The following is a 25,343-nucleotide window of genomic DNA, read 5'->3' as shown; positions in this document are numbered from 1 at the left end:
GGGAATGTCGGTCTTGCCGGCGGTCTTTGCCAATCGAACATCGATCATGATCCATAAGGAGGCCTTATGCCGGACCTCGGCTCGCGACAGGTTTCGCCACTCCCGCCGCTGCAGGCGATCCGGTGTTCGACGCGGTGGCGCGGCATCTTTCCTTCACCAAGGCCGCCGGCGAACTCGCCATGACGCAAGCGGCGGTCAGCTATCAGATCAAGGTGCTGGAGGAGCGTGTCGGCGCGCCGCTGTTCCTACGCCGGCCGCGGCAGATCGTGTTAACCGAGGCCGGGCAGCGCCTGGCACCTGCGGTCAGCGAGGCCTTCGCCATCCTTGGCCAGGCCTATGCCGCGGTGCGTGGCGGGGCCGACGGCTTGCTGTGCGTCACGACGGTGCTGACATTCGCCTCGAACTGGCTCGCGCACCGGCTGGGGTCGTTCCAGATCGCCCATCCGTCGCTGGCGGTGCGGCTCGAAACGTCGAGCCGCCTGACCGACTTTGCCCGCGAGGATACCGATATCGCCATCCGCTCGGGCGGCGGCAAATGGCCGGGCCTGGAAGCGCACAAGCTGCTCGATGCCGACTTCACGCCGATGCTGAGCCCGAAACTCGCGGCGACCATCGGCGGCGTCAGGGAACCGGCCGACCTCTTGCGGCTGCCTATCCTCGATCCCGGCGACATCTGGTGGACGGAATGGTTCTCGGCTGCTGGCGTGCACTCGCACGATCTTGCCAAGCGGCCCGGCAGCAGCATGGGCGCGCAGGCCTATGAGGCCAATGCGGCGATCGCCGGTCATGGCGTCGCGATCCTGACCAGGGCGCTGTTCAAGGCGGAACTCGCGGACGGGCGCCTGATCCAACCTTTCGATCTGGTTGGCGACGACGGCCATGCCTATTGGCTGGTCTATCCCGAGGCGCGCCGCAACGTGCCGAAGATCCGTGCCTTCCGCGACTGGCTGCTGGCCGAGATCGCCTGCTGACCGGCAAGCTTCCGGGCTGCACCTGGTTCTCGCAGATCTATCCGCTGTTGCCTCACTGTTGCGGCCGGGACGATCCTCGCCCTGGCAATTTCCGCTCGTCCCGGCCTGCGGTTTGCCCGGGTGCTGCGCTGCAGCATCGAATCCGGCTTGACATAATTCACGCCAAATGAGTAATTGCCCAAAGCCAAGGCAAATGCTCATCTTGGTTCAAGGGAGGAATTTGATGAAACTTCGCACGCTCACCCTGGGCTTGTTGTCGGCCAGCACGCTTGCGTTCGCCGCACATGCCGAATCCATCACCATCGCCACCGTCAACAATGGCGATATGGTCCGCATGCAAAAGCTGACCGAGGACTTCACCAAGGCGAACCCCGACATCCAGCTCAACTGGGTTACGCTCGAAGAAAACGTGCTGCGCGAGCGCGTCACCACCGACATCGCCACCAAGGGCGGCCAGTACGACGTGATGACCATCGGCACCTATGAGGTTCCGATCTGGGCCAAGCAGAGCTGGCTGCTGCCGCTCGACAAGCTCGGCGACGACTACGACGCCAAGGATATCATCCCGGCCATCGCCGGCGGCCTTTCGGTCGACGGCAAGCTCTATGCCGCGCCCTTCTACGGCGAAAGCTCCTTCGTCATGTACCGCAAGGACCTGATCGAGAAGGCCGGACTGAAGATGCCCGACGCGCCCACCTGGGACTTCATCAGGCAGGCCGCCGACAAGATGACCGATCGCGCCAATGGCGTGAACGGCGTGTGCCTGCGCGGCAAGGCCGGCTGGGGCGAGAACATGGCTTTCCTGACCGCCATGTCGAACTCCTTCGGGGCGCGCTGGTTCGACGAGAACTGGAAGCCGCAGTTCGATCAGCCGGAATGGAAGAACACGCTGCAGTTCTATGTCGACCTGATGAAGGCCGACGGCCCTGAGGGTGCGTCCTCCAACGGCTTCAACGAAAACCTGGCGCTGTTCCAGCAGGGCAAATGCGGCATGTGGATCGACGCCACCGTCGCTGCGTCCTTCGTCTCCGATCCCAAGGCATCGCAGGTCGCTGACAAGGTTGGATATGCGCTGGCACCCGACAATGGCCTGGGCAAGCGCGGCAATTGGCTGTGGGCATGGTCGCTGGCGATCCCCGCCGGCACGCAGAAGGCCGATGCCGCCCAGAAATTCGTCTCCTGGGCGACCAGCAAGCATTATGCGGAACTCGTCGCTTCGAAGGAAGGCTGGGCCAACGTTCCTCCGGGCACGCGCTCCTCGCTCTACGCCAATGCCGAATACCAGAAGGCGGCTCCGTTCGCCAAGATGACGCTGGACTCCATCAACGCCGCCGATCCGACGCATCCGACCGTCAAGCCGGTGCCCTATGTCGGCGTGCAGTTCGTCGCCATCCCTGAGTTCCAGGGTCTTGGCACCACTGTCGGCCAGCTCTTCTCGGCGGCTCTTGCCGGCCAGTCGAGCGTCGACGATGCCCTGAAGCAGGCCCAGGACGCTGCCACCGCGGCAATGACCGAAGGCGGATACATCAAGTAAGGCTCCTCCCGGCGCCGAATGCCGGTCGCCTCCTGACCGGCAACGGCCGCCCGAATTCCCAGTTCGGGCGGCCGCCTTTAACGCCTTTTGAAAATTCCGTCTGACCAGTGAAGGGTGACCGTCATGGCTACTCAGCAGACCCGTTCGCTTGCCCGTTTCATGATGGCGCCATCCGTGGTGCTGCTGTTCGTCTGGATGATTGTGCCGCTGGTCATCACCATCTGGTTCTCCTTCCAGCAGTACAACCCGCTCAATCCGATCCGCGACGGCTTCGTCGGCTTCTCGAACTACGCGCTGTTCTATTCCAACCCGGCCTTCCTGCAATCGATCCTCAACACGCTCACCTTGGTGGTCAGCGTGCTCCTGATCACGGTGATCGGCGGCATCCTTCTGGCGCTGCTGATCGACCAGCCGATGTGGGGCCAGGGCATCGTGCGCATTCTCGTCATCTCACCGTTCTTCGTCATGCCGCCGGTGGCCGCACTGGTCTGGAAGAACATGATCATGCACCCGCAATACGGGGTGTTCGCCGATATAGCCCGCTTCTTCGGGGCCCAGCCGATCGACTGGTTCGGGCAGCATCCGATGCTGGCGATCATCATCATCGTCGCCTGGCAATGGCTGCCTTTCGCGACGCTCATTCTCTTGACCGCGTTGCAGTCGCTCGACGGTGAGCAGAAGGAAGCTGCCGAGATGGACGGCGCCGGCTTCATCAGCCGTTTCATCTATCTGACGCTGCCGCACATGTCGCGCGCCATCACGGTCGTCATCCTGATCCAGACGATCTTCCTCCTCTCCGTCTATGCCGAGATCCTCGTCACCACCAATGGCGGCCCGGGATACGCCTCCACCAACCTGCCCTTCCTCGTCTACCAGAAGGCGTTGCTGGAGTTCAAAATCGGCCAGGCATCCGCCGGCGGTGTGATCGCCGTCATTCTCGCCAACATCGTTGCCTTCTTCGCCATGCGCGCGGTCGGCAAGAACCTGGACAAGTAAGGGAGGCTACGATGGCACGCTCAGTCACCACCCAGCACAAGACGATTGCGACAGTTGCCGCCTGGATTGTCGCCCTGCTGATCTTCTTCCCGATCCTCTACACGATCATCACCTCGTTCAAGTCGGAGCAGGAAGCCATCCAGGGTTTCAGCATCATCCCGTCGGGAACGTTCGAGAGCTATGCCGAGGTTCAGGCGCAAAGCGGCTACTTCAAGTTCTTCTTCAACTCGGTGCTGCTCTCGGTCGGCTCGACCATCTTGGCCCTGCTGGTCGCCATACCGGCGGCATGGTCGATGGCCTTCTCGCCGACCAAGCGGACCAAGGACATCCTGATGTGGATGCTGTCCACCAAGATGATGCCCGCGGTCGCGGTGCTGTTCCCGATCTACCTGATCTTCCGCGACACAGGACTGCTCGACAGCCGCATCGGCCTGATGATCATGCTGATGCTGATCAACCTGCCGATCGTGGTGTGGATGCTCTACACTTATTTCCGCGAAATACCGGGAGAGATCCTGGAAGCGGCACGCATGGACGGCGCCTCGCTGTGGAACGAGATCGTCTATGTGCTGACGCCGATGGCGGTGCCGGGCATCGCCTCGACGATGCTGCTCAACATCATCCTGGCCTGGAACGAGGCGTTCTGGACAATCCGGCTGACGACGACGGAAGCCGCACCGCTGACCGCCTTCATCAGCTCGTTCTCCAGCCCGCAAGGCCTGTTCTGGGCCAAGCTTTCGGCCGCCTCGACGCTGGCCATCGCGCCGATCCTGATCATGGGCTGGTTCAGCCAGAAGCAGTTGGTGCGCGGCCTGACATTTGGTGCGGTCAAATAATTGGTGGTGCGGTGAAATAACGGAATTGTTCGAAGCAATCGGCAGAAATAACCCCTCGGGGAGGAAATCATGGGAAACATCACGCTCAAGAACGTCTCCAAATCCTTCGGAGCGACGTCCATCATCCCCGGTCTCGACCTGGTGATCGAGAATGGCGAGTTCGTCGTCTTCGTCGGCCCGTCGGGTTGCGGCAAGTCAACGCTGCTGCGCCTGATCGCCGGGCTCGAGGACACCAGCGGCGGCTCCATCAACATCGACGGCCGCGACGTCACCGGCGAGGCACCGGCCAAGCGCAAGCTGGCCATGGTGTTCCAGTCCTACGCGCTCTATCCGCACATGACGGTGGCCAAGAACATCGGCTTTCCGCTGAAGATGGCCGGTGAGGACAAGGCGACCATCGACAAGAAGGTGGGAGACGCGGCGCGCGTGCTCAACTTGACCAACTATCTCGAACGCCGGCCCGGCCAGCTTTCCGGCGGCCAGCGCCAACGCGTCGCCATCGGCCGCGCCATCGTGCGTCAGCCGACCGCCTTCCTGTTCGACGAACCGCTGTCCAACCTCGATGCGGCACTGCGCGGCACCATGCGGCTGGAGATCAGCGAGTTGCACCATCAGCTCAAGACCACCATGATCTACGTCACCCACGATCAGGTCGAAGCCATGACCATGGCCGACAAGATCGTCGTGCTGAACGCCGGCAACATCGAGCAGGTCGGCTCGCCGATGGAGCTCTACAAGACGCCGAAGAACCTGTTCGTCGCCGGCTTCATCGGCTCGCCGAAGATGAACCTGATAGAAGGCGCGCCGGCTGCCAAAAACGGCGCCAAGACCATCGGCATCCGTCCCGAGCATCTGGAGATCTCGACCACGGCGGGCGAATGGAAAGCCACTGTCGGCGTCGCCGAACATCTCGGCTCCGACACCTTCCTGCACGTCCAGTCCGATGGCGTCGGTCCGCTGACAGTGCGCGCCGACGGCGAACTCGCCGTCCGTCACGGCGACACCATCTATCTGACAGCGGACAAGGCCAAGCTGCACCGCTTCGGCGCCGACGGAAAGGCGATGTGAGCATGAGACTGGCCGGCAAATCCGCGCTGATCACGGGTTCGGCCCGCGGCATCGGCAGAGCCTTCGCCGAAGCCTATGCCGGCGAAGGCGCAACCGTCGCCATCGCCGACATCAATCTCGAGGCGGCGCAGAAGACAGCCGCCGAGATCGGCGGCAAGGCCTATGCGGTCAAGCTCGACGTCACCGACCTCGCCTCGATCGAAGCGGCGGTGAAAGCCGTCGAGACGAAGACCGGTGGCCTGGATATCCTGATCAACAACGCCGCCCTGTTCGACCTGGCGCCGATCGTCGAGATCACCAAGGCAAGCTACGACAAATTGTTTTCCGTCAATGTCGCCGGCACGCTGTTCATGCTGCAGGCTGCCGCCCGCTCGATGATCGCCGCTGGCCGGGGCGGCAGGATCATCAACATGGCGAGCCAGGCCGGACGCCGCGGCGAGGCGCTGGTCGGCGTCTACTGCGCCACCAAGGCCGCCGTCATCTCCCTGACCCAGTCGGCGGGGCTCGACCTCATCAAGCACCGCATCAACGTCAACGCGATTGCCCCTGGCGTGGTCGACGGCGAGCACTGGGATCACGTCGATTCGCTGTTCGCCAAATATGAAAACCGGCCGAGGGGCGAGAAGAAGAAACTGGTCGGCGAGGCGGTGCCCTATGGCCGCATGGGCACGGCGCAGGACCTTACCGGCATGGCGGTTTTTCTCGCCAGCGCCGACGCCGAATACGTCGTCGCCCAGACCTACAATGTCGACGGCGGCCAGTGGATGAGTTGAGGGCGGGGGACGGCCTCTGCTCCTCGTACCTCCGCGAGGAGCAGAGGCCGACATCAGCGGGCGCGTAGCAAGTGCCACCCCTTATCCTCTCCCCGACCGGGAGAGGAGCGTAACGAAGGCCGAAATCCGGCCAAAGGGTAAAACAGATGACCGTGAAACTCTCGTCCTCAAACCTCTCCAAGCTGCCCACTGAGGTCGCCGGTCCGAAGTATGACCGCGCAACATTGAAGGCCGGCATCGTGCATTTCGGCGTTGGCAATTTTCACCGCTCGCATCAGGCCGTCTATCTCGACGATTTGTTCAATGCGGGCATCGGCCATGACTGGGCGCTGATCGGCGCCGGCGTGTTCGACGGTGAAAAGATCGGTCGCGGCAAACTGGAAGAGCAGGATTGGCTGACCACCGTGGTCGAGCAGGACAGCGGCCATATGAGCGCACGCGTCACCGGCGCCATGATCGACTTCCTGATGCCCGGCGATGCGGCCGGCATCATCGAACAGCTGGCCGACCCGGCCATCAAGATCGTTTCGCTGACCATCACCGAAGGCGGCTATTTCATCGACCCGGCCTCCGGCGTGTTCAACCCGACCCATCCCGACATCGTCGCCGATGCGCAGCCCGGCGCGACGCCGAAGACGGTGTTCGGCATCATCCTTGCCGGGCTGGTGCGCCGCCGCGACGAGGGTACCGTGCCGTTCACGGTGATGTCGTGCGACAACATCCCCCACAACGGCCATGTCACCTCGGACGGGGTCATCGGCCTGGCCCGTTTGATCGACGAGGATCTGGCGAACTGGGCCAGCGAGCATGTCGCCTTTCCGAACGGCATGGTCGATCGCATCACGCCGGCGACCACCGATCGCGAACGCGGCATTCTCGCCAAGGATTTTGGCCTTGAGGACAACTGGCCGGTGTTCTGCGAGCCGTTCCGGCAGTGGGTGCTGGAGGACCATTTCACCGGCGGCCGGCCGCCACTGGAAAAGGTCGGCGTGCAGTTCGTCAAAGACGTTGCGCCCTACGAATTGATGAAGATCCGCATCCTCAATGGCGGCCACGCCACCATCGCTTATCCGGCCGGGCTGATGGACATCCATTTCGTCCATGAGGCGATGCAGGAGCCGCTGGTGAGCGGGTTTCTGGCCAAGCTCGAACGGGACGAAATCATCCCGACCGTGCCGCCGGTGCCGGACACGGTCCTGGAAGACTATTACCAGCTCATCGAGAGCCGCTTCTCCAATCCCAAGATCGGCGACACGGTGCGCCGGCTCTGCCTCGACGGCTCCAACCGCCAGCCGAAATTCATCATCCCGACCATCGCCGACCGGCTGAAGGCCGGGAAAAGCGTCGTCGGCCTGGCGCTGGAATCAGCGCTCTGGTGCCGCTATTGCTTCGGTACGACCGACAGCGGTGCCGTCATCGAGCCCAACGATCCGAGCTGGGACCGGCTGCAAGCGACGGCAAAGGCGGCAAAGGATGCTCCCGCCGCCTGGCTCGCCATGGAGGACATCTATGGCGATGTCGGCCGCGCGACGGCGTTTGTCGAGGCCTTTGCCCATGCGCTCAACGTGCTGTGGGCGAATGGCGCGCGCGCGACGCTGACGCGCTACCTCGCCGGCAAGCTCTGAGAGCCATTCTCCATCATGACGCCTGAGCTGGTCATCTTCGACTGTGATGGCGTGCTGGTCGACAGCGAGGCGCTCTCCGTCTCGGCGCTGCTTGGCATGGTCAAACTTGCCGGCGGCAGCGTCAGTGAGGACGCCGCCTACGAGCATTTCCTCGGCAAGAGCATGAAAAGCGTGCGCGAGATCCTCGGCCGCGACTTCGGGCTCGATATCACCGACCTGCACCTGACCGAGATGCGCGTCGAATTGATGCGCAAATTCCGCGAGGAGCTGAAGCCGATCGCCGGCGTCAGGAAGATGCTGCCCAAGCTTGGGCTGCCGTACTGTGTCGCGTCCTCAGGCACGCTCGACCGCATCCGCTACGCGCTCGACGTCACCGGATTGCTTGGGCTGATGGAGCCGCATCTGTTCAGTGCCACCATGGTGGCCAAGGGAAAGCCGGCGCCGGATCTGTTCCTGCATGCCGCCGCCAGCATGCGGGCCCATCCGCGCAAATGCCTCGTCATCGAGGACAGCCCGGCCGGCATCGCTGCTGCGCGGGCGGCAGGGATGCGCGTGCTCGCCTTCACCGGCGGATCGCATGCCGGCAATCCCGCCTTGAAAGCGCGGCTTGCGTCGAGTGAACCGGACTTTATATTCGCTGACATGCTGCAATTGCCCGATCTGATTGCAGGCTTGGGAGCGAGAGACAGAGCATCTTGACGAAACAGTTCGTTTGCGCGGTCGATGTCGGCACCGGGAGCGCTCGCGCGGGCATTCTCGACACCAGTGGCACCTTGCTCGGCCGCGCCGAGCGGCCGATCGCCATGAACCAGCCGAAGCCCGATCACGCCGAGCATGATTCGCGCGATATCTGGTCGGCCGTCTGCACCGCCGTGCGCGCTGCCCGCGAAAAAGCCGGTGTCGAGCCTGAGGACATTGTCGGCATCTCCTTCGATGCCACCTGTTCGCTGGTGGTGCGCGACCGGCAAGGCAGCCAGCTCAGTGTCTCGGTCACGGGCGACAAGCGCTGGGACACCGTCGTCTGGCTCGACCACCGCGCCATCGCCGAGGCCGACGAATGCACGGCAAGCGGCCACGCCGTGCTGAATTACATCGGCGGCGTCATGTCGCCGGAAATGGCGACGCCGAAACTGATGTGGCTGAAGCGCAATTTGCCGGACACGTGGAATGAAGCCGGCTATTTATTCGACCTGACCGATTTCCTGACCTGGCAAGCGACGGGTTCGCTGGCCCGCTCGCAATGCACGCTGACCGCCAAATGGACCTATCTGGCGCATGAGGAGACAGGCTGGCGGCGCGACTTCTTCGAGCTCGTCGGCCTCGGCGATCTTTTCGAGCACGGCAGCCTGCCGGAAAAGGCCAGTCCCGTCGGCGCCGATATCGGTCGATTGACGGCGCAAGCGGCGGCCGAGCTTGGGCTGAGCGAGAAATGCCGGGTGGGCTCCGGCGTCATCGATGCCTATGCCGGCGCGCTTGGCGTGCTCGGCGGCTTTGCCGGCGACGAACAGGACATCGGCCGGCATTTGGCGCTGATCGCCGGCACGTCGAGCTGCGTCATGGCGATGTCACCGGATCCGCAGCCTTTCGCCGGCGTCTGGGGGCCGTATTACGGCGCGGCGCTGCCCAGGCTGTGGCTGTCGGAAGGCGGCCAGTCGGCGACCGGCGCCCTGCTCGACCACATCATCCGCTGGCACGGCGCCGGCGGCGAGCCGGATGCCGCCATGCATGCGAAGATCGCCAGGCGTGTCGCCGAGCTGCGCGCCATCGAGGGCGACAGCCTCGCCGCAAGGCTGCATGTGCTGCCCGACTTTCATGGCAACCGCTCACCGCTCGCCGATCCGCATGCCGTCGGCGTCGTCAGCGGGCTGACGCTGGATTCCTCCTTCGACAGCCTGTGCAAGCTCTATTGGCGCACCGCCGTCGGCATCGCGCTCGGCGTGCGCCACGTGCTGGAGGCACTGAACGAGAACGGCTATCTGATCGACACGCTGCACGTCACCGGCGGCCACACCAAGAACCCGCTGCTGATGGAACTCTACGCCGACGCCACCGGCTGCACGGTGATCGAGCCGCTGGCCGACGAGGCGGTGCTGCTCGGTACCGGCATGATCGCCGCCACCGCTGCCGGGCTGTTTCCCGACCTCAACGCCGCCTGTCTTGCCATGCAGCAAGGCGGCAGGACGCGCCCGTCGAACCCGAAATCATCAGGGCGTTTCGAGCGCGACTACAAGGTTTTCCTCGAGATGCACCGCCAGCGCCGGATGCTGGACGCGATCCGCTAGAGCATCGGGCCGGTCGCTGGCTCAATCCGTTCCCGTCCCTCCTCTCTTGCCTTCATGTCGCGTTTCGTCCAGAAGCTGACGCAAACGCGGCGAAACCGAAGGTTTTGCCGTTTGACATGCGGCTTCCGGCTCTGGCCGACGTGCCGTAGGTGGAAAGAGCGGAACAATGTCTGCGATCGAAGCCGGCGCTCGCGCGCCGGAAAATCTTTGGCGTCAGGAAATCAGGGCGACGCTGGCGCTCGCCTGGCCGATGGTGCTGACCAATCTCGGCCAGACCGCGATGACGGCCACCGACGTCATGATGATGGGTCGTCTGGGCCCGGATACGCTGGCCAGCGGCGCGCTTGGCGCCAACCTTTATTTCATGCCGCTGATCTTCGGCCTCGGCCTGATGCTGGCGACCTCGCCGATGATCGCTACCGAGCTCGGCCGCCGCCGCTATTCGGTGCGCGACCTGCGCCGCACCGTGCGCCAGGGCCTGTGGCTGGCGATCCTGATCTCGATCCCGATCTGGCTCGTGCTTTGGCACGGCGAGGGCATTCTATTGGCCATGGGCCAGGACCCGGTTCTGGCCCATCAGGCCGGCATCTATCTGCGCTGGCTCGAATGGGCGGTGCTGCCCTTCTACTTCTATATCGTGCTGCGCTCGTTCATCTCGGCGCTGGAACGGCCGGGCTGGGCGCTGGTCATCGTCTTCGTCGCCGTCGCCTGCAACGTCTTCTTCAACTGGGTGTTCATGTTCGGCAATCTCGGCGTGCCGGCAATGGGCATTGCCGGGTCGGGCCTTGCCACCTCGCTGTCCTCAGCGCTGATGTTCATCGGCATGGCTGCCGTGGTGATGCTGGAGAAGAAGTTCCGCCGCTACCGTCTGTTCGGCCGTTTCTGGCGCGCCGACTGGCCGCGCTTCAAGGGCCTGTTGCGGCTCGGCCTGCCGATTGCCGGCATCCTCGCCTTCGAGGTGACGATCTTCAATGCGGCGGCCCTGCTGATGGGCCTGATCGACGCGGATTCCCTGGCCGCGCACGCGATCGCCATCCAGATCGCCTCGATCTCCTTCATGGTGCCGCTCGGCCTCAACCAGGCGGTGACGGTGCGCGTCGGCCTTGCGCACGGCGCCGGCAATCCGGAAGGCGTCTCGCGCGCCGGCTGGACCGCCTTTGTCATCGGCGTCTCGTTCATGGCGCTGATGGGGCTGGTGATGATCCTGTGGCCGCATCCGCTGATCAGCGCCTTCATCGATCTGGGCAATCCGGCCAATGCCAGGGTGATCGAACTTGCCGTGTCGTTCCTGGTCTTCGCGGCGCTGTTCCAGGTCTTCGACGGCGCCCAGGCGGTGGCCGCCGGCATGCTGCGCGGCCTGCATGACACCAAGGTGCCGATGATCTATGCCGCGATCGGCTATTGGGGCGTCGGCCTGCCGCTCGGCGTGCTGCTCGCCTTCCATTTCGGCCTGCATGGCGTCGGCATCTGGATCGGCCTGTCGACGGGGCTGGCCGTGGTGGCCGCGCTGCTGCTGGCGCGCTGGCTGCGGCGCGACCGGTTGGCGCCGCCGCTCGCGTTCGGGCATTGAAACAGAACGGCCGATGGCCCGGCGGCTGTTGTCCTGTGGGCGTTGGCTCATTGAACAACGCCTTCACAACTCCGCGATAGAGGCGGTCAGAATGTCGGCGGCGTGTTGACCCAGAGGATACGGACCGTGGTCGAACCGATATTGCGGTAGCCGTGGCCGAGTTCGGAGTTGAAATAAAACGCGTCGCCTGCCTCGAGCGCCACCACGTTCGTCTCGACCAGCAACTCGACGGAACCTTCGAGCACGTAGCCGAATTCCTGTCCCTTGTGGCTGATCAACTCGAGGCTGCCGCCGCCGGCCTCGATCACGTGGACATTGATCTGCAGCAGATATTCCGGACCGGATGGCACCAATTGCTCGAGCACGACATGGTTGCCCGAGCGCCGATGTCCCGTCTCCATGTGCGGACGCTCGTTTTGCCGCAACACGAACACTTCCGAGGCATTGTGCTGCAGCGTGCCGAACATAGCGTTCATGTTGATGCCCAGCGCCTGCACCAGCCGGTGCAGAGCCGCCATCGAGGGCGTCGCGCGGTCGTTTTCGATCTTCGAGAGATAACCCTCTGTCAGCCCGATGCGGGCGCCGAGCTCTTCCAGGCTGAGGCCAAGCACCTGTCTGGCATGGCGCAGCTTGACGCCGATCCTCGGGGTTCCGTTTCTGTCGCCCATGTCAGGTCCGCGTCTTCATCCAGTCCGCCAGCTTCGCCAACAGAAAATCGACTTCCGCCTCGGTGTTATAATGGGCCAGCCCGATGCGGACGACGCCGTTGCGGTCCGCAAGCCCCAGCCGCTTGATTGGCTCCAAACCGTAATTGTGGCCATGCCAGAGATAGATGCCTTCCTTTGCCATCGCCTTGGCGATATCGGCGGGATCGGTTCCGTCAACGGTGATCGACACGGTAGGCACCCGGCGCGCCAGCGCCGCCACATCGGTTATACCCTGGACCAAGACGCCATCAATTCTGGACAATCCGGCAATCAGCCGTGCTGTCAGGACACGCTCATAACGGTCGGCGACTTCAATGCCGGCGACGATGCGCTCGCGCCGCGTCGCCTGCGGGTGGACGTTGCCGAAGGACTGTCCGAGCCAGGCATAGTGCTCGACGGCGCCAAGCACCCCGGCAAGCGACTCGCGGCTTGTCGTCCCCGTCTCGAATTTTCCAGGTGGCGTGTTCGAAGCCGCGCGCACCTTGTAGGCGGTCAGCGCCTGCAGCAGATCGAACCGGCCCCACAACACCCCGTGATGCGGTCCGAAAAATTTGTAGGCCGAGCAAACCAGGAAATCACAGCCAATCTCCTGGACGTCGATCACTCCATGCGGCGCGAACTGCACCGCGTCGATATAGCTCAGCGCCCCGACCGCGCGTGCGCGCTGCGCGATCCGCTTCACGTCGTTGATCGTGCCGGTAACGTTGCTGGCATAGCCGACGGCGACCAGCTTGACCTCCTCGTCGATAGTGGCCTCCAGCGTCGACAGGTCGAGTTCGAACGTTTTTGGATCGAGGTCGATCCAGCGTACCTCAAGCCCGCGATCCTCCGCCAGCATCAGCCAGGGTGCGACGTTGGCGTCATGATCCATGCGCGTCAACACGATGGCGTCGCCGGCGTTCAGATCGCGGCCGATGGCGCGCGAGACGGCGAAAGTCAGCGTCGTCATGTTCTGGCCGAACACCACCTCACGCCGGTCCGCGGCATTGAAGAAATCGGCCATCGCCTGATGCGCGTCGTCGACCATCGCCTGGGCCGCGAGTGAGGTTTCGAAATAGCCACCAAGATTGGCGTTGGTCTCGATCATGGCACGCGTCATGCGCTCGATCGAACGGCTCGCCATCTGGGTTCCCGCGGGATTGTCGAAGAAAATCCGCTTCTTCGGCTCGGCACCTCTCGCCATCGCCGGAAAAGCATCGCGGACTGTGTCTATATCCATGTCTGAATTCCGTGTGTCTGGTGATCGTTGTGTGGCGGCCCCTAGACGCCGCCAGCTGCGGTTTCACGCGTTCAGCCGGCCGCTTCATGGATGGCGACAGCGCGAGCCGGGAAGCCGGATCCGGCCTTTGGCTTTGGCCAGCTTGCCATTATCAACGCGCCGGCGTCAGGCACCTTGTCGAGATTGGCCAGGAGCTCGATCTGCCAGCAGTCGCGGGACAGCACATAGTATTCCAGGCTTGCGTCACCCGCGGAAGTGGCGCGGCCGGGATCGGTGTCCATGCCCTCGTGCCCGATGGCAGCGACACCGCGGCGTTCCAAAAGTTCCTCCAGCACCGGCTTCGACCAGCCCGGCGCATGCGAGATACCGTCGGCCGACTTGTTCTGAAACGCCACGGGGTCTGGCCAGCGCGGCCACCACCCGGTGCGAAGCGCGACAAAACACTTTTCCGGGATACGGCCGTTCCGTGTCTCCCAGGCGGAAATGTCGTCGAGCGTCGGCGTCGCGTCGGGATCGGCGGCGACCCTGTCGCTGATGTCGAGGATGACCAACGGCAGAAGCATCTCCGCCACCGACAGTTGGTCGATCGAGCGGCCGCCGTCGATGAAGTGCACCGGCGGATCGACATGGGTGCCCCACTGTCCGACGAAGGCGTAGTGGTGGACCTGGAAGGCGTCGCCCTTCGAAAAATCGAGCAACGCACGGCGCTCCTCGTCCGGGAAGGCCGGGAAGTGCGGCTGGCCCGGATGAAACGCATGCGTCAGGTCGGTGAAGGTCGCGGCGGAGAGCCGCGACCTGTAGATGTCCCAAAGGGAACCCGGAGTGGACAAGATCACGGCTCCGCGACGAAGGTCGGTGCCGCTTCACTTGCAAGGACAAGCTTGCCGTCCTTGACACCGATGACCGAGACCGATTTGTCCGGCACCGAAATGCCCGGGCGGTAGGTGATCGTTCCGGTCACGCCGTCGAGCCCGGACGTAGCGGCCAGCGCGTCACGGATCTTGGCCGGATCCGGCGCACCGGCACGCTTGATCGCGTCGGTCATCAGCTTGACCGAATCGTAGCCGAGCGCAGCGAACGCGTTCTCCGGGGCATTGCCGGCCGACTTGGTGTAGGCGTCGATGAAGGCCTGCACCTTCGGGGTGGCGCCCTCACCGATATAGGCATGGGTGGTGAAGTAGGTGTCCTTGGCCGCGTCGCCGCCGACCTGGATCAGCAAGGGCGTGTCGTAACCGTCGCCGCCGACCACCGGCAGGTTGATGCCGGCCTGGCGCATCTGCTTCAAGATCAGGCCGATTTCCTCGGCATTCGACGAGGCATAGACGAAGTCGGGCTGCGGTGACAGCGCCTTCAGTTTGGCGATCTGCGCGGTAAAGGTCTTGTCGCCGATCTTGTAGGTGTCGCGCTCCAAGATCTTGCCCCCGCCATGCTCGTAGGCGGTGACGAAGTAGTCCGACAGCAGCGTTGTGTATTCGGTGCCGATGTCGGTCAGCAGGTAGGCGGTCTTGCCGTTCAGCTTGTTCAGCGCAAATTCCGCGCCAACCGCAGCCTGAACGTTGTCGCCGAAGGCGGCGAGGAAGATCTCGTTGCCGAGCTGGCTCGGCAATTTCGGCGAGGTCGCGCCGGGCGTGATGAACGGGATCTGCGCCTTCTGGACCTGCGGTCCGATGGCCAGCACCGAATCGGAATCGGCGAAGCCGATGATGCCGACGACCTTGTCGCTGTCGATCAACTGGCTGGCGACGGTCGAGATCGTCGTCGAATCGCTCTTGGAGTCGTAGATCACCAGTTCTATCTGTTGGCCGAGCACGCCGCCGGCGGCGTTGATTTCGCTTGCCGCCAGCTTGGCGCCATTCAGCATCGGACCGTCGAGCGAGGCCTGAATGCCGGTCAGGTTTGCCGGATAGCCGATCTTGATCGTGTCGGCAGCAAGTGCCGTGCTGGCCGAGGCAAGCGCGAAGAATGCGCCCAGTCCTAGGCCGATGGTGTCGCGTCGAGTGAGTTTGATCATCGTTTTCGTTCCTCTGTCTGGTTCACCGTTGCCGATCTTTGGGTTAATCCGAACGTAAGTTCCCGGTCCCCCATGATCCCCTTCGGCCGGAAGATCATGACTAGAATGAAGATGAAGCCAAGCACGATCTGGCTGGCGCCAAACAGGGCCGGCACCGCGAAATCGCCGATCGTGAAGCCGCGTTCGACCGAGCGCAGGACCTCCGACAACAGCGAAACGCAGATGACGCCAACCACCGCGCCGGTCAGGGAGCCCATGCCGCCTAGCACCAGCATTGTGATCAGGCTCATGGTCAGCGCGAAGTAGAAGGTGTTCGGCGAAAACGAGCCGAGATAATGTGCGTAGAGCGACCCGCCGACGCCTGAGAAGAACGCGCCGATGACGAAGGCGATCAGTCTGGTCCGCAACACGCCGATGCCGACAGCGCTGGCCGCGATTGTGTCGTCGCGCACCGCCTTCATGGCGCGCCCGAAAGGCGAATAGACCAGGCGCGCCAGAACGAACACCGTGATGGCGAGCCAACCCATCACCCAGGGCAACGTCGTCTCCAGCGGCACACCGGTGAAAGTGCGGGCGCCTCGGGTGAAATCCGACGCATTGATCAGCACCACGTTGACGATAATCAAGAATCCCATCGTCGCCACCGAAACGAAATAGCCCGACAGGCGCATCAAGGGATAACCGACGACCACGGCAAGCAGCGCCGTCAGAAGACCTGCCACCAGCGTCGCCGGCAGGAAGGGGAGGCTGAAAGCATGCAGAAACGCCGGCAGATGCGGCAGCAGTGCCATCTTCTGCTGTACGGGAATCGACAGTATCCCCGATATATACGCGCCGGCGCCGATGAAGCCGACATGACCGAGCGAAAACACGCCCGTAAAACCGTTGCTCAGCGACAGCGCCAGCACCAGGATTGCATTCAGCGCGATCAGCAGGATAATCCGGACGAAATAGTCGCTCAGCACGTGCGGTGCACCGAAAGCGACAGCTGCTCCCGCCACCAGGGCGACGAGGACGAGGAGTGTGATCCGCGCTTCCCGGCTCACAGCTTTATCTCCCGGTTTGGCTGGAGCAGCCCGCCCGGGCGCACCAGGAGAAAGGCGATCAGCACGGCGAAGACGATTGCGTCGCGATAGGACGAGACGCTGCTCGGCAGGAATGCGACGATGAATATCTCCAGCGCGCCCAATATGTAGCCGCCCACCAGGGCGCCCGCGATCGACCCGAAGCCGCCGATGATCGCCGCCACGAAAGCCTTCAGGAGCGGCGTGAAGCCCATCTGCGGCTGCACCACGCCGGCCTGTGCCGCCCACAAAATGCCGGCAAGGCCGGCATAGGCGGATGCGACGATGAAGGCGACGATGATCAGCCGGTTGACGTTCAGACCGACAAGGTGTGCCGCCGACATGTCCTCGGCTGCGGCGCGCATGCCGAGCCCGGTCGTGGTGCGCGTGATGAACCAGCCGAGGAGCAGCAGCGACACGAAGGTCAGCGCGATGGTCAGGAGATTGATGCTGGTGAAGGTGATGGCGCCGTTCGACATTTCCCAGGAGGTGTTGAGAATATCGGGGAGTGGAAAATTGCGCGGCGAGGAGGTGAACACCAGGATGCCGACGTTCTCGATGATGTAGGTGACGGCGAGGCTGGTGAGCAGTCGCGCAACGTCGGGCGCGTCGCGGATCGGACGATAGGCGATGCGTTCGATGAGGAGGCCCGCGACGGCCGCCGCGGCGATGCCGCAGATCACGGCGACAGGGAACGGAACGCCGATCCCCGCCAGCAGAGCTACCCCGAATGCGCCTACCATCATGACGTCGCCATGCGCGAAATTGGTGAGCTTGAGGACGCCGAAGACGATCGACAGGCCGACCGCCACCAGCGCGTAGAGGCTGCCGAGGCTCACCGCGTTGACGATCTGCTGCAGGATATAGTCCAGCTGGGTCATATTGCCGCCCCGAGATATGCCTGGGCCACGCGTTCGCTGTCGCGCAGTTCCGCGGACCGGCCCGACAGCGCCACCTGACCCGTGCGCAGCACATAGGCGCGGTCGGCGAGGTCCAGCGCGAGCGTGATGTTCTGTTCCACCAGCAGCATCGTCATGCCCTGGCGCTTCAGTTCGGCAAGCGCGCTGAAGATGTGGCGCACCAGCAGCGGCGCAACGCCGAGCGAAGGCTCGTCGAGCAGCAGCAGGCGCGGCGCCGCCATCAGCGCGCGCGCCAGAGCAAGCTGCTGCTGTTCGCCGCCCGACAGCGTGCCGGCCAGTTGCTTCAGCCGCTGCTTGAGAATCGGGAACAGCATGAACATGCGCTCGCTATCTCTGACGACGGCCTCCTTGTCGGTGCGGGTGCAGGCGCCGAGCCGCAGATTGTCGGCCACCGTCAGGCCGCCGAACAGGCGCCTGCCCTCCGGGCTCTGCGCGATGCCCAGAGTTACGATACGCGACGGAGCGATACCTCCGATCGGCTTGCCATCGAAGATGATCTTGCCGCCGCGCGGCCGCGACAGGCCGGAAATGGTGCGCAAGGTCGTGCTCTTGCCGGCGCCGTTGGCCCCCACCAACGCCACCACCTCGCCGGTATGGACGTCGAGCGAAATGCCCTTCAACGCACGCACCGCGCCGAAATTAACCTCGAGGTTCTCGACGCTGAGCAGAACGGGGCTAGGCGTGGCCAAGATACGCCTCCCGCACTTTCGGGTGTTCGCGTACCTGCTCCGGTGTTCCGACGCAGATCACCTCGCCGGTCGCCAGCACCTGGATGCGTTCGCACAGCGCCATGATCAGGTCCATGTCGTGCTCGACAACGACCACCGTTACGCCGTAGCGGTCACGGATCGTCCGAATCAGCGCCGCCAGCACCTTGGTCTCGTTGGAATCAAGCCCGGCTGCGGGCTCATCGAGCAGCAGCAGCTGCGGGCTGGTCGCCAACGCACGCGCAATCTCCAGCCGCCGCTGATCGCCGTAGGGAAGATCCGCGGCGACCCTGCCGGCCTGATCTGTCAGGCCCATGAGGTCGAGGAGTTCGTCGGCCTGCTGCCGCGTCGCGGCCACCCGCTCGCGATAGCGCCGACCGCGCAGCACGGTATCGGCGGGCCCGACAGGATGGCGCAGCTGCGCCGCCGTCAGCACGTTCTGTGCGACACTGAGGCTGCCGAATAGGCGAGAACCCTGGAAGGTGCGGGCGATGCCCATCGCGACGATCTGCGATGTGCGCAGGCCGACGATCGAACGGCCCTCCATCTCGATGCTACCGGAATTCGGCTGGGAGAAGCCGGTGATCAGGTTGAAAAGCGTGCTCTTGCCCGAGCCATTCGGCCCGATTACCCCAACGATTTCACCTTCGTGCAGCTCGATGGAATGATCCCGCAGGGCAACCAGCCCTCGAAAGGCTTTTGTCAGCCCAACCGTCTTCAACAGCACTCGACTCGACTGTCTATCCACGCGCCGGTTTGCCCCTGTCCGCCCTCGCCGCCCCGTTCGGCCCGGTCAAGCATCAAATGGACAATTCGAACGGCAAGATGTCAAGGCCTATTCCTAGCAGGAAAGCTATATGCCTGCCTCGGCTCGACCGTTGCCGCGACAGCACCGGCATCGATGCAGCGCTGCGCTCCCGCACTGGGTTTCCTGGCTTGCAGTCCAGCGCCGGCGCTCGCTTCCCGACCCTCCGCGCATACTGCGCAGGCGGAAGGCACGCGACGAAAAAGATCAGCGCGACCGGCCCTTAAACCTTGGCCGTCCTCGGACCGCGCTTCAGCTAGCTTGTTATCTGTTCGGCGACAGCTTCTTCGAGGCCGGCTGCGGCCTGGGCGGCGAGACCGCGCGCCGCCGCCTGTGAATCGTAAAACTCCTCGAGCGCATGAACCCTGCCCCACCGTAGCGTGAACACGTGGAGACCATGGTTGACGTAGGACGTATCGCCGTTGAGCAGGGTTGCGGTGCCATCCCACTGGGCAAACACGGTGGTATGCCACGGCCAGCCCTTCACCCAGACGTGGTTGACCGTGAGATGGAGAGTGGGCAGAACACGGCCGAGGCGCTCGAACCACCGGCGCAGGGCTTGCTTGTCGTGGCGCTCCCCACCAAGCGCGTGGGCGCCACCAACCCGGTGATGGACATGCGGCGCGATGGCCTTCACCGCCGCGTCCCAGCGATGGTTGTTGACGTCGTCGAAGCTCTGCCGGATCGATTTCTCGACAAAATAGCTGTAAAGCATGTGACCTCTCCAGGCTCATTGGGATGGCGTGATCGGACGCGAGAGCCCCGGCCAGCATCGCGCGGCCGCGGCCTGCGCGCCAGGTCAGGGCGTTGTCGCATCGGCTCGCAGGGATGTGCCGGTCCCGGTCGAGACCGTCACTTCCTTACCGGACCTTGAGAACGCGTAGAGCGAGCCCGGGTGGCCCGGTATGGAAAACGCCACGGCGTCACTGTTGGCGAGGCCCATGACGAACCGCAGCGGATCACCCCCGGTCTTCGGTGCGAAAGTGGCGGTGACCTCAAGCAGGTCGCCGCGCGGAACGTAGTAGGCCACCATGTCCAGGTGTCCCTGGTGCAGGCTGCCACCTTCGATCGGGCGTCCGATGGTGGCTTCCTCGGCGAGAGCCGGGGTTGCAAGAAACAGCGCCGCCAGGAGCGAGGCGCTCAGGGTTTTGCGGATCATCTCATTTGTCCTTTTTTAGATTGCGTTCACCCTCTATATAGGGTATAGATTACGAATGCAATCTAAAAAAGGAGATGACGATGCGTGTGAGTCGCACTCAGGCCGCGGAAAACCGCGAGACCGTGATCAATGTGGCAAGCCGGCTTTTTCGGGAGCGCGGCTTTGACGGCATCGGCCTCAAGGATCTGATGAAGGGTGCCGGGCTGACCCAGGGTGCCTTTTACAAGCAATTCGAGTCGAAGGACGATCTGGCGGCGCTGGCGTCCAGGCGGGCGATGGAAAGCGCCACCCACAAATGGTCGGCCGCGACCGCAGCACATCCTGGGAACCCGCTCGACGGGGTGATCTCATTCTACCTCAGCATGGACCATCGCAGGGAAAAGATGGACGGCTGCCCGGTCGTTGCGCTCGGTTCGGATGCAGCCAGGCAGGGTGCCGAGGTGAAGGCGTCATTCGAAGACGGCATCAAGGCGTACCTTGAGATGCTCGGCGGTTGGGTTGGCGAGGGCGACAGCGAAAAGAGCGGAAAAAAGGCAATGGCCGTTCTCTCGACGATGGTCGGCGCGGTCGTGCTCTCGCGGGTCGTCAACGATCCCGACCTTGCGCGGGCTTTTCTGGATGCGGCGGCCGATCAGGTTCGCGAAGCAGTCGCCACTTGAACGGCGCGAGCAGCGCCGCCGGCACACCAAGGACAGGAGAGCAGATGCAACGGATTGTCGTCACGGGCATGGGAGCGGTCACGCCCCTGGCCGCCAATGTCGAAGCGTCCTGGTCACGCCTGCTTGCCGGCCGGTCCGGCGTTCGCAGGCTTCCGGACGATGTGGTGGGAGAGCTGCCGGTTAAGATTGGCGGCGTGGTTCCCTCCCTGGGCGAAGATCCGGAGGCTGGTTTCGATGCCGATGCCGTCCTGTCCGCGAAGGATCAGCGCAAGGTGGACCGGTTCATTCTGTTTGCGTTGGCGGCGGCGGAAGAGGCGCTTGCGCAGGCGCAATGGAAGCCTGCCCTGGAAACGGAGCGCCTGCGCACGGCCACGATCATCGCTTCAGGAGTCGGCGGGTTCCCCGCCATCACCGAGGCGGTGCGCACGGTGGACCTGCGTGGCGCCCGCCGCCTGTCTCCCTTTACGGTGCCGTCCTTCCTGGTGAACCTCGCGGCGGGCCACATCTCGATCCGTCATGGTTTCAAAGGTCCACTCGGCGCACCGGTGACGGCATGCGCGGCGGGCATCCAGGCGATCGGCGACGCCGCCCGCCTGATCCGCGCCAACGAAGCCGACATCGCCGTGTGCGGCGGAACGGAAGCGTGCATCAACACCGTCAGTCTCGGCGGGTTCGCCGCGGCTCGCTCTCTTTCAACCGGCTTTAATTGGGCGCCGGCTCAAGCCTCGCGCCCTTTCGACACATCGCGGGACGGCTTCGTCATGGGCGAAGGGGCCGGCGTGCTGGTCATCGAGGCGTTGGACCACGCGTTGGCGCGCGGCGCAAAGCCGCTGGCTGAGTTCGTCGGCTACGGCACGACCGCGGATGCCCACCACGTCACCTCCGGGCCGGAGGACGGCGACGGCGCGCGCCGGGCCATGCAGATCGCGATTGCCCAGGCAGGGATTTCGCCACGCGAGGTTCGTCATCTCAATGCGCATGCGACCTCCACGTCAGTCGGCGACCTGGGTGAGATCGAAGCGATCAAGAGCGTGTTCGGGCGCGATTTCGCGATAGCTGTCAGTGCGACGAAATCGGCGACCGGACATTTGCTCGGAGCGGCCGGCGGGCTTGGTGCGATCTTCGCAATCCTGGCGCTCAGGGATCAGGTCGCTCCGCCAACCCTCAACCTGGGCGAGGCCGATCCGGCCGGCGACGGAATCGACTTCGTCGCAAACGCGCCCCGGCCGATGGAGATGGAGTACGCGATCTCCAATGGCTTCGGCTTTGGCGGCGTGAATGCCAGCGCCCTGTTCAGACGCTGGAACTAACCTGTGGCCAGACGCGAGCGCCAGACGCAGTCATGACCAACGCCCTTTGCCCCGGCCCCTCATGCTTTTCCCAATCCAATCCAACGCAAAGAAGGATATGATTTCCATGAACAAGACCAATCCTGGCGTCGCCCTGGTGACAGGGGCATCTTCCGGCATCGGGCGCGCTACCGCCGACGCCTTGCTGGGCGCCGGCTTTCGCGTCTTCGGAACCAGCCGTCGCACGGCCTCGCAATCCGCCGGCGTGACCATGCTGACCTGCGACGTGACCGACGACGCGTCCGTTGCGACAATGGTCGATGACGTTCTGGCCAAGGCCGGACGCATCGACCTGCTTGTCAACAATGCCGGTATGGGCCTGTTTGGCGGCGCGGAGGAGTCCTCGACCGCCCAGGCCAAGGCGCTGTTCGACGTGAACGTCTTCGGCGTCTTGCGCGTGACCAACGCGGTGCTGCCGGCAATGCGAAGCCAAGGGAAGGGCAGAATCGTGAATTTGAGTTCGGTGCAGGGGTTCATCCCCGCTCCCTATTTCGCGCTTTACTCAGCGACCAAACATGCCATCGAGGGGTATTCCGAGTCGCTCGATCACGAATTGCGCCCGTTCGGCATCCGCGTTTCGCTGGTGGAGCCCGCCTATACCCGAACGGCATTCGAGGACAATCTTGCCGCCCCCGACCGGTCGCTCGAAATCTACGACTCCGCGCGCGCCGGGATGACTGTATCCGTGCGGAAATCGATGGAGAAAGGCGATGCGCCCGAAGTGGTCGCCAACACCGTTTTGGCCGCGGCGACAGATCCCGCGCCGAAGAAGCGCTATGCGGCGGGAAAAATGGCGCGCCAGGTCAGTTTCCTGCGCCGTTTCGTCCCCGCGTCCGCATTCGACAAGAGCCTGCGCAAGCAGCTTGGGCTGCCGGCCTGAAATCGAGCGCTAACCGCAAGGACATCTGCCTTGGCGCGTCAGCGGGCAGCCGCCTGTTTCTCGAGCCTGCGGGCGTATTGCGTCAGCGGAAAGCACATGACGAAGAAGATCAGAGCCACCAGCCCGTAGACCTTGAACGGTTCGAAGGTCGCATTGTTGATGGCATTGGAGGTCCGCACCAGTTCCTCGAAGCCGATGATCGAGGTCAGCGCGGTCGATTTGATCAGCTGAACCAGGAAGCCGACGGTGGGTGCGCGGGTGATCGAAAAGGCCTGCGGCAGGATGATCAGCCTCAGCTCCTGCAGATAGTGCAGGCCAAGGCTGGCGCCGGCGTCCCATTGGCCGAGGGGTAGCGCCGCGACGCCCGAGCGCCAGATCTCGGCGAGATAGGCGCTGGCGAAGAAGGTGAGGCCGAGCGCCGCCGCCGTCCACGGTTCGATGCGCAGGCCGAGCATCGGCAGGCCGAAGAACATCAGGAACAGCTGCATCAAGAGCGGCGTTCCCTGGAACAGGGCGATGTAGCCGGAAGCAACACGCCTGCTCCACTTGTTCTTGGCGATCCTGAAGAACAGCACGACCAGGCCGACGATGCCGCCGCCGATGAAGGCGGCCAGCGATAGCAGCACCGTCCAGCGGGCGGCGAGCAGCAGGTTGCGTACGATGTCCCAGAAGGTGAACTCGATCATGACACGCCGGCTCCGAGCGCACGGCGTCCGCCTGACACCAGCAGCCGGCGCAAGGCCATCGACAGAGCGAGATAGACCAGCGTCACGACGAAATAGGTCTCGAAAGAGCGGAAGGTGCGCGCCTGCAGCATATCGGCCTCGTAGGTCAGTTCACGCACGGCGATCTGCGACACCACGGCCGACTCCAGCATCATGATGACGATCTGGCTGGTGAGCGCGGGATAGATGATCTTGAGTGCCTGCGGCAGCACGATCTTGACGAACACCTGGCGTGGCCGCAGCCCAAGTGCGAGCGCTGCTTCCGTCTGTCCGCCGGGCACGGCGTCAAGCCCGGCGCCGACGATCTCGATCGTGTAGGCCGCCATGTTGAGCGTCATCGCCAGCATGGCGGCCAGGATCGGATCGAGCCGGATGCCCAGGCTGGGCAGGCCGAAGAAGATGAAGAACAGCTGCACCAGGAACGGCGTGTTGCGCATCACCTCGACATAACAGGCGATTGCCCGCTTGAGCAGAACCGGGCCGTTTCGTCGCCCCGCGGCACCCAGGATGCTGAGGGCCGTTCCCACCAGCGTGGTCACGGCGATCAACAGAATCGTCGTGAGCGCACCGTGCGCGATGTCGCCGACAGCACCTGGAAGCCAGGCAAAGGCCACGGAAACTCAATCCTTGAGGTTTTCGGGATTGAGCGGCGTCTTCAGCCAGGTTTTCGAGCTTTCGTCCAGCTTGCCGTCGGCCAGCATCTTGGCGATGGCATCGTTGACGGCCTTCTTCAGGCCGTCCTCATTCTTGTTGAGGCCGATATGCGAAGGCGAGGTCAGAAGCTGGAACTTCTGCTCGGGCTTCAGCGCGTCCTGCTTGGCCAGCACCTGCGCGCCGACATCGTTGCCGACGACCATCAACTGCGTCTGGCCGGAGATGAAGGCCTGGATCACGGAATTGTAGTTGTCGAAGCGCTTGATGTCGGCCGACGCCGGTGCTGCCTCGGTGAGCGAGGTGTCCTCGAGCGTGCCACGATTGACGGCGATCGACTTGTCGGCGAGGTCTTCCTTGCCCTTGACCGCAAGTGCCGCCGGACCGATCACGGCGATGTAGTAGGGCGCATAGGCAGCGGCGAAATCGATGACCTGTTCGCGTTCCTTCGAGTAGCCGACGCTCATCAGGATGTCTACGCGCTTGTCGTTCAGATACGGGATGCGGTTCTGGCCGGTGACGGCGATGGGGTTGAGCTTCACCTTGAGCGTATCGGCAATGTATTGCGCGACATCCATGTCATAGCCCTTGAGGCTCATATCGGCGCTGGCCGAGGAGAAGGGCGGAAAGTCGGCGAAGACGCCTACATTGATGGTGCCGGCCTTGGTGATGTCCGCCAGCGCATCGGCGCTTGCGGCTTGTGTGGCGAGGCCGAAGCCGGCCGTGCCGAGCATCAGCACGGCGGCGATGGAGGCAAATGTCTTTCGGATTGTCATTGTCATTCCCCTGTCTGGAAGCTTTGTTTGTTGGGAGTCGACCGCCGGCTCCAGCG

Annotated in this window: 25 protein-coding genes and 1 pseudogene; 13 read left to right on the top strand and 13 right to left on the bottom strand. The window is 63.8% G+C overall.

Annotation, left to right across the window (positions count from 1 at the left end):
- The first annotated feature begins 66 nt into the window (after nucleotides 1–66).
- From gcvA to NKI99_RS12555, 10 genes and pseudogenes are all read left to right on the top strand, one after another.
- Nucleotides 67–971, top strand: a pseudogene (gcvA, locus tag NKI99_RS12600) (transcriptional regulator GcvA).
- Nucleotides 972–1,194: 223 nt separating this feature from the next.
- Complete coding sequence (locus NKI99_RS12595) at nucleotides 1,195–2,505, top strand: ABC transporter substrate-binding protein (RefSeq protein ID WP_127297546.1); 1,311 nt, start codon at nucleotides 1,195–1,197, stop codon at nucleotides 2,503–2,505.
- 123 nt (nucleotides 2,506–2,628) lie between these two features.
- Nucleotides 2,629–3,501, top strand: coding sequence for a carbohydrate ABC transporter permease (locus NKI99_RS12590; RefSeq protein ID WP_013528414.1), 873 nt, complete (start codon nucleotides 2,629–2,631; stop codon nucleotides 3,499–3,501).
- Nucleotides 3,502–3,512: 11 nt separating this feature from the next.
- Complete coding sequence (locus tag NKI99_RS12585) at nucleotides 3,513–4,337, top strand: carbohydrate ABC transporter permease (protein ID WP_023810705.1); 825 nt, start codon at nucleotides 3,513–3,515, stop codon at nucleotides 4,335–4,337.
- A 69-nt stretch (nucleotides 4,338–4,406) separates the two neighbouring features.
- Entirely contained in the window at nucleotides 4,407–5,405 is a 999-nt protein-coding gene (locus NKI99_RS12580) for an ABC transporter ATP-binding protein (RefSeq protein ID WP_023810706.1), read from the top strand.
- A 2-nt stretch (nucleotides 5,406–5,407) separates the two neighbouring features.
- Nucleotides 5,408–6,178, top strand: coding sequence for an L-iditol 2-dehydrogenase (locus NKI99_RS12575; protein ID WP_128304237.1), 771 nt, complete (start codon nucleotides 5,408–5,410; stop codon nucleotides 6,176–6,178).
- Between the two features lie 146 nt (nucleotides 6,179–6,324).
- Nucleotides 6,325–7,803 (top strand): mannitol dehydrogenase family protein, encoded by a 1,479-nt coding sequence (locus NKI99_RS12570; protein ID WP_023810707.1) that lies wholly within the window; start codon nucleotides 6,325–6,327, stop codon nucleotides 7,801–7,803.
- A gap of 15 nt (nucleotides 7,804–7,818) precedes the next feature.
- On the top strand, nucleotides 7,819–8,502 hold the full coding sequence (locus tag NKI99_RS12565; RefSeq protein ID WP_023810708.1) for an HAD family hydrolase: 684 nt from the start codon (nucleotides 7,819–7,821) through the stop codon (nucleotides 8,500–8,502).
- On the top strand, nucleotides 8,499–10,085 hold the full coding sequence (locus NKI99_RS12560; RefSeq protein WP_023810709.1) for an FGGY-family carbohydrate kinase: 1,587 nt from the start codon (nucleotides 8,499–8,501) through the stop codon (nucleotides 10,083–10,085). The genes NKI99_RS12565 and NKI99_RS12560 overlap by 4 nt, the downstream gene beginning before the upstream one ends.
- A gap of 166 nt (nucleotides 10,086–10,251) precedes the next feature.
- Nucleotides 10,252–11,655 carry an MATE family efflux transporter gene (locus NKI99_RS12555; RefSeq protein ID WP_023810711.1) on the top strand — a complete coding sequence of 468 codons (1,404 nt, stop codon included), beginning with the start codon at nucleotides 10,252–10,254 and terminating at the stop codon, nucleotides 11,653–11,655.
- A gap of 86 nt (nucleotides 11,656–11,741) precedes the next feature.
- Here NKI99_RS12555 and NKI99_RS12550 read toward each other — a convergent pair whose 3' ends face one another.
- From NKI99_RS12550 to NKI99_RS12505, 10 genes are all read right to left on the bottom strand, one after another.
- Nucleotides 11,742–12,323: a cupin domain-containing protein gene (locus tag NKI99_RS12550; protein ID WP_352610981.1), complete on the bottom strand. Its 582-nt coding sequence runs from the start codon at nucleotides 12,321–12,323 to the stop codon at nucleotides 11,742–11,744.
- Nucleotide 12,324: 1 nt separating this feature from the next.
- On the bottom strand, nucleotides 12,325–13,581 hold the full coding sequence (locus NKI99_RS12545; protein WP_128304220.1) for a cysteine desulfurase-like protein: 1,257 nt from the start codon (nucleotides 13,579–13,581) through the stop codon (nucleotides 12,325–12,327).
- 71 nt (nucleotides 13,582–13,652) lie between these two features.
- On the bottom strand, nucleotides 13,653–14,417 hold the full coding sequence (locus NKI99_RS12540; protein ID WP_352610980.1) for a cyclase family protein: 765 nt from the start codon (nucleotides 14,415–14,417) through the stop codon (nucleotides 13,653–13,655).
- Complete coding sequence (locus NKI99_RS12535) at nucleotides 14,414–15,592, bottom strand: ABC transporter substrate-binding protein (protein WP_023810715.1); 1,179 nt, start codon at nucleotides 15,590–15,592, stop codon at nucleotides 14,414–14,416. The genes NKI99_RS12540 and NKI99_RS12535 overlap by 4 nt, the downstream gene beginning before the upstream one ends.
- On the bottom strand, nucleotides 15,589–16,638 hold the full coding sequence (locus tag NKI99_RS12530; protein WP_023810716.1) for a branched-chain amino acid ABC transporter permease: 1,050 nt from the start codon (nucleotides 16,636–16,638) through the stop codon (nucleotides 15,589–15,591). Before NKI99_RS12530 ends, NKI99_RS12535 begins: the two co-directional genes overlap by 4 nt.
- Nucleotides 16,635–17,537, bottom strand: a complete 903-nt coding sequence (locus NKI99_RS12525; RefSeq protein ID WP_352610979.1) for a branched-chain amino acid ABC transporter permease — start codon at nucleotides 17,535–17,537, stop codon at nucleotides 16,635–16,637. The genes NKI99_RS12530 and NKI99_RS12525 overlap by 4 nt, the downstream gene beginning before the upstream one ends.
- Nucleotides 17,534–18,265: an ABC transporter ATP-binding protein gene (locus NKI99_RS12520; protein WP_352610978.1), complete on the bottom strand. Its 732-nt coding sequence runs from the start codon at nucleotides 18,263–18,265 to the stop codon at nucleotides 17,534–17,536. Before NKI99_RS12520 ends, NKI99_RS12525 begins: the two co-directional genes overlap by 4 nt.
- Nucleotides 18,252–19,010, bottom strand: coding sequence for an ABC transporter ATP-binding protein (locus tag NKI99_RS12515; RefSeq protein ID WP_245486190.1), 759 nt, complete (start codon nucleotides 19,008–19,010; stop codon nucleotides 18,252–18,254). The genes NKI99_RS12520 and NKI99_RS12515 overlap by 14 nt, the downstream gene beginning before the upstream one ends.
- Nucleotides 19,011–19,344: 334 nt before the next feature.
- Entirely contained in the window at nucleotides 19,345–19,803 is a 459-nt protein-coding gene (locus NKI99_RS12510) for a nuclear transport factor 2 family protein (RefSeq protein ID WP_128304215.1), read from the bottom strand.
- Nucleotides 19,804–19,887: 84 nt separating this feature from the next.
- The gene (locus NKI99_RS12505; RefSeq protein WP_023810720.1) at nucleotides 19,888–20,247 is read right to left on the bottom strand and encodes a hypothetical protein; all 360 of its coding nucleotides are present in this window, start codon (nucleotides 20,245–20,247) and stop codon (nucleotides 19,888–19,890) included.
- A gap of 80 nt (nucleotides 20,248–20,327) precedes the next feature.
- On the opposite strand from NKI99_RS12505, the gene NKI99_RS12500 reads away from it, so the two are divergent.
- The 3 genes from NKI99_RS12500 to NKI99_RS12490 all read left to right on the top strand — a co-directional run bounded on the left by NKI99_RS12500 (nucleotide 20,328) and on the right by NKI99_RS12490 (nucleotide 23,135).
- Nucleotides 20,328–20,906, top strand: coding sequence for a TetR/AcrR family transcriptional regulator (locus NKI99_RS12500; protein ID WP_127297537.1), 579 nt, complete (start codon nucleotides 20,328–20,330; stop codon nucleotides 20,904–20,906).
- Between the two features lie 44 nt (nucleotides 20,907–20,950).
- Entirely contained in the window at nucleotides 20,951–22,216 is a 1,266-nt protein-coding gene (gene fabF / locus NKI99_RS12495) for a beta-ketoacyl-ACP synthase II (RefSeq protein WP_128304214.1), read from the top strand.
- 106 nt (nucleotides 22,217–22,322) lie between these two features.
- Entirely contained in the window at nucleotides 22,323–23,135 is an 813-nt protein-coding gene (locus NKI99_RS12490; protein WP_352610976.1) for an oxidoreductase, read from the top strand.
- Between the two features lie 38 nt (nucleotides 23,136–23,173).
- Here the strand turns inward: NKI99_RS12490 and NKI99_RS12485 are convergent, their stop codons facing one another.
- The 3 genes from NKI99_RS12485 to NKI99_RS12475 are packed head-to-tail and all read right to left on the bottom strand — an operon-like array spanning nucleotide 23,174 to nucleotide 25,287.
- On the bottom strand, nucleotides 23,174–23,821 hold the full coding sequence (locus tag NKI99_RS12485; protein WP_128304213.1) for an amino acid ABC transporter permease: 648 nt from the start codon (nucleotides 23,819–23,821) through the stop codon (nucleotides 23,174–23,176).
- Nucleotides 23,818–24,474 (bottom strand): amino acid ABC transporter permease, encoded by a 657-nt coding sequence (locus NKI99_RS12480; RefSeq protein WP_128304212.1) that lies wholly within the window; start codon nucleotides 24,472–24,474, stop codon nucleotides 23,818–23,820. The genes NKI99_RS12485 and NKI99_RS12480 overlap by 4 nt, the downstream gene beginning before the upstream one ends.
- Nucleotides 24,475–24,480: 6 nt before the next feature.
- A complete protein-coding gene (locus NKI99_RS12475) occupies nucleotides 24,481–25,287 on the bottom strand; it encodes a transporter substrate-binding domain-containing protein (protein WP_128304211.1) in 807 nt (268 codons plus the stop codon).
- Nucleotides 25,288–25,343 lie beyond the last annotated feature (56 nt).

Origin of the sequence: Mesorhizobium sp. M0239 (assembly GCF_040321815.1) — a bacterium.
In the GTDB taxonomy this organism is placed as follows: Bacteria; Pseudomonadota; Alphaproteobacteria; order Rhizobiales; family Rhizobiaceae; genus Mesorhizobium.
Note: the sequence above shows the minus strand (reverse complement) of the source record. Positions and strands in the feature narration are given on the sequence as shown.

What these genes read in the sequence shown, in the direction of transcription:
- NKI99_RS12545 (WP_128304220.1), bottom strand. Translation starts at nt 13,581, where the DNA reads ATGGATATAGACACAGTCCGCGATGCTTTTCCGGCGATGGCGAGAGGT.
- NKI99_RS12590 (WP_013528414.1), top strand. Translation starts at nt 2,629, where the DNA reads ATGGCTACTCAGCAGACCCGTTCGCTTGCCCGTTTCATGATGGCGCCA.
- NKI99_RS12475 (WP_128304211.1), bottom strand. Translation starts at nt 25,287, where the DNA reads ATGACAATCCGAAAGACATTTGCCTCCATCGCCGCCGTGCTGATGCTC.
- NKI99_RS12485 (WP_128304213.1), bottom strand. Translation starts at nt 23,821, where the DNA reads ATGATCGAGTTCACCTTCTGGGACATCGTACGCAACCTGCTGCTCGCC.
- NKI99_RS12595 (WP_127297546.1), top strand. Translation starts at nt 1,195, where the DNA reads ATGAAACTTCGCACGCTCACCCTGGGCTTGTTGTCGGCCAGCACGCTT.
- NKI99_RS12585 (WP_023810705.1), top strand. Translation starts at nt 3,513, where the DNA reads ATGGCACGCTCAGTCACCACCCAGCACAAGACGATTGCGACAGTTGCC.
- NKI99_RS12505 (WP_023810720.1), bottom strand. Translation starts at nt 20,247, where the DNA reads ATGATCCGCAAAACCCTGAGCGCCTCGCTCCTGGCGGCGCTGTTTCTT.
- NKI99_RS12580 (WP_023810706.1), top strand. Translation starts at nt 4,407, where the DNA reads ATGGGAAACATCACGCTCAAGAACGTCTCCAAATCCTTCGGAGCGACG.
- NKI99_RS12490 (WP_352610976.1), top strand. Translation starts at nt 22,323, where the DNA reads ATGAACAAGACCAATCCTGGCGTCGCCCTGGTGACAGGGGCATCTTCC.
- NKI99_RS12550 (WP_352610981.1), bottom strand. Translation starts at nt 12,323, where the DNA reads ATGGGCGACAGAAACGGAACCCCGAGGATCGGCGTCAAGCTGCGCCAT.
- fabF (WP_128304214.1), top strand. Translation starts at nt 20,951, where the DNA reads ATGCAACGGATTGTCGTCACGGGCATGGGAGCGGTCACGCCCCTGGCC.
- NKI99_RS12535 (WP_023810715.1), bottom strand. Translation starts at nt 15,592, where the DNA reads ATGATCAAACTCACTCGACGCGACACCATCGGCCTAGGACTGGGCGCA.
- NKI99_RS12570 (WP_023810707.1), top strand. Translation starts at nt 6,325, where the DNA reads ATGACCGTGAAACTCTCGTCCTCAAACCTCTCCAAGCTGCCCACTGAG.
- NKI99_RS12500 (WP_127297537.1), top strand. Translation starts at nt 20,328, where the DNA reads ATGCGTGTGAGTCGCACTCAGGCCGCGGAAAACCGCGAGACCGTGATC.
- NKI99_RS12510 (WP_128304215.1), bottom strand. Translation starts at nt 19,803, where the DNA reads ATGCTTTACAGCTATTTTGTCGAGAAATCGATCCGGCAGAGCTTCGAC.
- NKI99_RS12565 (WP_023810708.1), top strand. Translation starts at nt 7,819, where the DNA reads ATGACGCCTGAGCTGGTCATCTTCGACTGTGATGGCGTGCTGGTCGAC.
- NKI99_RS12525 (WP_352610979.1), bottom strand. Translation starts at nt 17,537, where the DNA reads ATGACCCAGCTGGACTATATCCTGCAGCAGATCGTCAACGCGGTGAGC.
- NKI99_RS12575 (WP_128304237.1), top strand. Translation starts at nt 5,408, where the DNA reads ATGAGACTGGCCGGCAAATCCGCGCTGATCACGGGTTCGGCCCGCGGC.
- NKI99_RS12555 (WP_023810711.1), top strand. Translation starts at nt 10,252, where the DNA reads ATGTCTGCGATCGAAGCCGGCGCTCGCGCGCCGGAAAATCTTTGGCGT.